At 28.7% G+C, this 4,133-nt stretch carries 5 protein-coding genes; all 5 read right to left on the reverse strand.

Going from position 1 to position 4,133, the window contains the following annotated elements; genetic code table 11:
- Nucleotides 1–129 precede the first annotated feature (129 nt).
- Nucleotides 130–543 carry a hypothetical protein gene (locus QL232_RS27145; RefSeq protein WP_281616487.1) on the reverse strand — a complete coding sequence of 138 codons (414 nt, stop codon included), beginning with the start codon at nt 541–543 and terminating at the stop codon, nt 130–132.
- A 340-nt stretch (nt 544–883) separates the two neighbouring features.
- On the reverse strand, nt 884–1,627 hold the full coding sequence (locus QL232_RS27150; RefSeq protein ID WP_281616488.1) for a hypothetical protein: 744 nt from the start codon (nt 1,625–1,627) through the stop codon (nt 884–886).
- An 82-nt stretch (nt 1,628–1,709) separates the two neighbouring features.
- The gene (locus tag QL232_RS27155) at nt 1,710–2,426 is read right to left on the reverse strand and encodes a hypothetical protein (protein ID WP_281616489.1); all 717 of its coding nucleotides are present in this window, start codon (nt 2,424–2,426) and stop codon (nt 1,710–1,712) included.
- A gap of 109 nt (nt 2,427–2,535) precedes the next feature.
- Nucleotides 2,536–3,105, reverse strand: coding sequence for a hypothetical protein (locus QL232_RS27160; protein ID WP_281616490.1), 570 nt, complete (start codon nt 3,103–3,105; stop codon nt 2,536–2,538).
- A 157-nt stretch (nt 3,106–3,262) separates the two neighbouring features.
- Nucleotides 3,263–4,027: a hypothetical protein gene (locus tag QL232_RS27165; protein ID WP_281616491.1), complete on the reverse strand. Its 765-nt coding sequence runs from the start codon at nt 4,025–4,027 to the stop codon at nt 3,263–3,265.
- Nucleotides 4,028–4,133: the final 106 nt, after the last annotated feature.

The following is a 4,133-nucleotide window of genomic DNA, read 5'->3' on the forward strand; positions in this document are numbered from 1 at the left end:
GAGTAAGATAAAAAATAGTTTTTTTAGCATGTTGTTAGTTTATTAATAATTGTGCTCAACGTAATGGCTAAACTACGTGTGAGGGTGCGTCACCCGACACATGGAGTTTTAGCTGGTGTTGTGCACTGGTTATTTTTTACTAATAGGTTGATAATAAGGTTTATATTTCTTACTAGTTAGTCTTGCCCTGTACTTTCTACTGTCTAATTTATTATTTAAGAGTCTATATAACTTTCCATTTTTAAAATATAATATTGTCGGAGGTTGTTTCCTATTCTGTCCACCGCCGGAAATTGATGTCGTTACATACTCTACATTTTCTATTCTATCTATTTTCTCATCAGTTGACAATACAAGTGAATCCTTTAAAAAAGTATTTTCTGAATTTAAAATTGTCAATGTGTCCATAATTAATGAAGATGTTAGATAAATTGTATCTCTATAAATTTTCCATTTGCCAATTGTCCAACTGCTTGCTAAATCAATACACCAAGTATGTTTAAATGTTGAATCTCTAAGAAATTCAATTTTTTCTCCAAACATATTACAGTATGTACCCTCAATCTTTCGCTGACTAAAACAATTTGTTTGAAACAGAAATGCAAATATGAATACTAGTATTATGTATTGGACTTTCATAAAATCAAATATTATTTCTTAAATCCCTTAATTTTTAAATCTGTATGTTTCTAAATTTTGTATTAACTACTTACATACAAAAGGTTAAGTAAATAGCTTTATAATATCATCAAGTATAAATTTTTATTGTTTAGTATTTTATATATAATGATTCTCTTAAACTTGTGCACAACGTGATGACTAAACTTGTGAGCGGTTGTGTCAACCGTGAGTGGAGTTTAGTTGCTGTTGGCAATAGTTATTTTTAATATGTAATGATAACATTACTTACCCTAAATTCAATTTTCTCAGAATCCGAAGCATTAATTATCATTTCATTATATTTGTTTATTCCTTCCTTCTTATCAATCAAACCTTGTGAAAGAATCCAAACAAATCTTTTTGTTTTTACATCGTATTCAAATTTAATTTTTTCAATTGGTTCAATTTGATTTTTGTATCTCTTTGATAAATTAATCAATTTGCATATTGTCAATTCTTTATCAATCTGCCTAAATTCTTTTTTTGAAGGTAAAATTAATTCATTTACAATCTCTAGGGAATCATTCAAGGCAATTCCAATATGATAGTTAGCATTCTCAATTGGTGAATAATTATAGTAAAAGAAATATTTTGCTTTACACCTGTCTATATTGTACTGTGGTCTTCTACATGAAAATTTATTAATACTATCAGGATAAACAATCTCAACAGATAAGAAATTCAAATCCTGCAAAAATTCTTTTCCAGAATAACTCAATATCTGCCTTTCAACTTCTTTTTTTATAGGTAATATCTGAGATGAAATTTTATTTATATCAATGGGGTTAAGAATGTTCCAGGTTTTGGATGTATCCCCTCCAAATGAAAATGTGTATATCGGACAAAAGTATGTATAATTATAATTATTCCAATTTCCACCATATGAAATCTTATTTTGCTCTAGGCATTGGGAAAATGAGTTAAGAGAAAAAATTAGTAATATTAATATTATTGCAGTCGTTCTCATTATTATTGCCAACGTGATGGCTAAACTACGTGTGAGGGTGCGTCACCCGACACATGGAGTTTTAGCTGTTGTTATATGGATTTTACATTGTATATTCTAATGTTAGAACTTCATTGTTTTCTTTTTCTGGATCCATTACAACACTAAGTTCATTAGAATTATTGTCTCTAATAATCGCTCCTGATATCCTTAAATATTTTTTGTGTTTTCTGTTATATTTTACTTTTCGATACCCAAAGATCCGAAACCCTTCTTCAGTTATATTTCCATATTTAGAATCAACTTTTTCCATTTGTGTGATTAATGCATCTTTATCATATTCTATAACAGAACTATCATTTAGAATAGTTGAAATTTTCTCAAAATCCTTGTCCTTTAAATAATCTACAACTAAATCTATTGTTTTTGTTTTGTTGTCTACTGTCTCTAACTCATTAGACTTAAAAGAATACTTTTTTGTTATTCCACTTTCAAAAATTATTATTGTACGAATTTCTGAATAATTAGATTTTTCTTCTTTTGTCAAATTCCTGTAAAGTCTATAAGCAATATTCGACGATGCAAATTTTGAATCTTTTTTAAATTTTTCTACACCTTTGCTCTTAGATAATTTCACTTCAAAATAAGTAGTTGTAGGTTCATCTGTAGCAACAACCTTACCGACAGAATATTCACAGTAACCACCGTAAAATTTTAAGATATCATCAATACCTTTACTTGCTGATTCTGATAAAATTGAAGATTCAATTGAGCAACTGAAAAGTAATATGTTTAAGAATAAGTATATCTGTTTTTTCATAGTTTGTTTGATGATGATTCCATATAACGTGATGGCTAAACTACGTGTGAGGGTGCGTCACCCGACACATGGAGTTTTAGCTGTTGTTACCGGTTGTTTAAATTATTTTTTAAAGACTTGACTTATTTGAATTAAGAATAAGCTCTAATTGGTTTCTAAGTTTTTTTGATAAACCTAGTTTCAATAATTCTTTAAGTTGATCTTGATCATTACAATATTTTATTAGAAATTCAATTACTACTTTGTCTTTATATTTTATATAAAATTCCACACTTTTTGAAAAGAATTCTTGATTAACTTCAGTCATATTTTTTAGTGATGAAGTAATCTTTTCTCGTTCTACTATTTTATTACCCCATTCGCTTAACTTGGAAAGTTGCGTTCCAATTAGTTCTTTTTGGGCAAGAGTAACCTTTGTGGATTTATAAAGTTGAAAAGTAAATGTTTGAGACATTGTGATATCTTGTTCAAATTGTAACAGATCTAATAAGATATGGATTTCGTTATCTGAAAATGAACTTTTATTATACAGATAACTCTCAAGTAGTTCATACCTAAAATGTTCATATGAATTATCTGAATTTGATAAGAATTTTTTCTCTTGTTCAGGAAATTCATTAAGATCAATTAAACCTATTTTTATCCAATTCTGAGAAAATCCGTATTTTTCAATTCCCATAACTTCTTTAACTTATTAAATTGAGTAGAATTTAGCACTTTATGTAATTCGGAAGCTATAATAACCGGTAACGAAATTGCTAAACTGCGAGCGAGGACGTGTCGGCCGAGACTTGCTGTTTTAGCTGGTGTTGCCCACTGTTTAGGTGTTTTGTGATTTAATATGATAGATAATATTTTATTAAAAGTTTATCTTCATCTCTCCATTTAATCCATGCTCTGAAATTTTTATTTTCTTGGACTTCCATATCTTTATCAAAGGGTGAATATTTTACATTAATCCAATTTCCTTTAAAATCTAAGACTACCCAACACATTTCTTCATCAAAGACAATATTCGCTGAAGAATCAGCTAACGCTCTAGCAGGATTATTTTTTATACTAAGTTGACTTACACATATTGTGCTTTTCAAATACTCCGTCCATGTTTCAAAAACAAATTTATCAGATTCCTTTATCCATAAAGTTTTGTGTGATTTTTCATTTACAACAACTTCATAAAAACCATTTTGATAACCAAGACAATTAAAATGAATTATGTAATCTGGTTCATCAATATAGTAATCAGTGATTTTCATAAATGTGTTACCTTTTACTTGAACATAACCTCTGTTCTCTTCATTCCAATTTAACTCTAACCTTTCTGATGGTTCAGTAGTTGAATTAGGAGACTCATAAAATTCTAAGTGATAGCTATTCCCTCTATGAAGATCACCATCATAGCTTAGTAATACTTTTCCAATTCCGTAATTTGATGTTACAAAATTTGAAGTATCTACTTCAGTAAGTATATTATCTTCTTTTGATAAATCTGTATGATTTTGTCCAATAGTTTCATTAATTTCTCTAGTTTCTTGTTCACCGTTTTTAGATACACAAGAAATTATAATAAAGGACAAAAAGAAATATTTTATCAAATTCATTTTATTAGTAGATCTTCTATAATAGTGGGCAACGTAATGGCTAAACTGCGAGCGAGGGTGCGTCACCCGAAACTTGCTGTTTTAGCTGTTGTTAGGCAAAGTTTTT

This window comes from Flammeovirga sp. SubArs3, assembly GCF_947387565.1.
GTDB classification, from domain to species: Bacteria; Bacteroidota; Bacteroidia; order Cytophagales; family Flammeovirgaceae; genus Flammeovirga; species Flammeovirga agarivorans.

Coding starts and splice junctions, on each gene's coding strand:
- QL232_RS27150 (WP_281616488.1), bottom strand. CDS start 1,627: ATGAGAACGACTGCAATAATATTAATATTACTAATTTTTTCTCTTAAC.
- QL232_RS27160 (WP_281616490.1), bottom strand. CDS start 3,105: ATGGGAATTGAAAAATACGGATTTTCTCAGAATTGGATAAAAATAGGT.
- QL232_RS27165 (WP_281616491.1), bottom strand. CDS start 4,027: ATGAATTTGATAAAATATTTCTTTTTGTCCTTTATTATAATTTCTTGT.
- QL232_RS27155 (WP_281616489.1), bottom strand. CDS start 2,426: ATGAAAAAACAGATATACTTATTCTTAAACATATTACTTTTCAGTTGC.
- QL232_RS27145 (WP_281616487.1), bottom strand. CDS start 543: ATGTTTGGAGAAAAAATTGAATTTCTTAGAGATTCAACATTTAAACAT.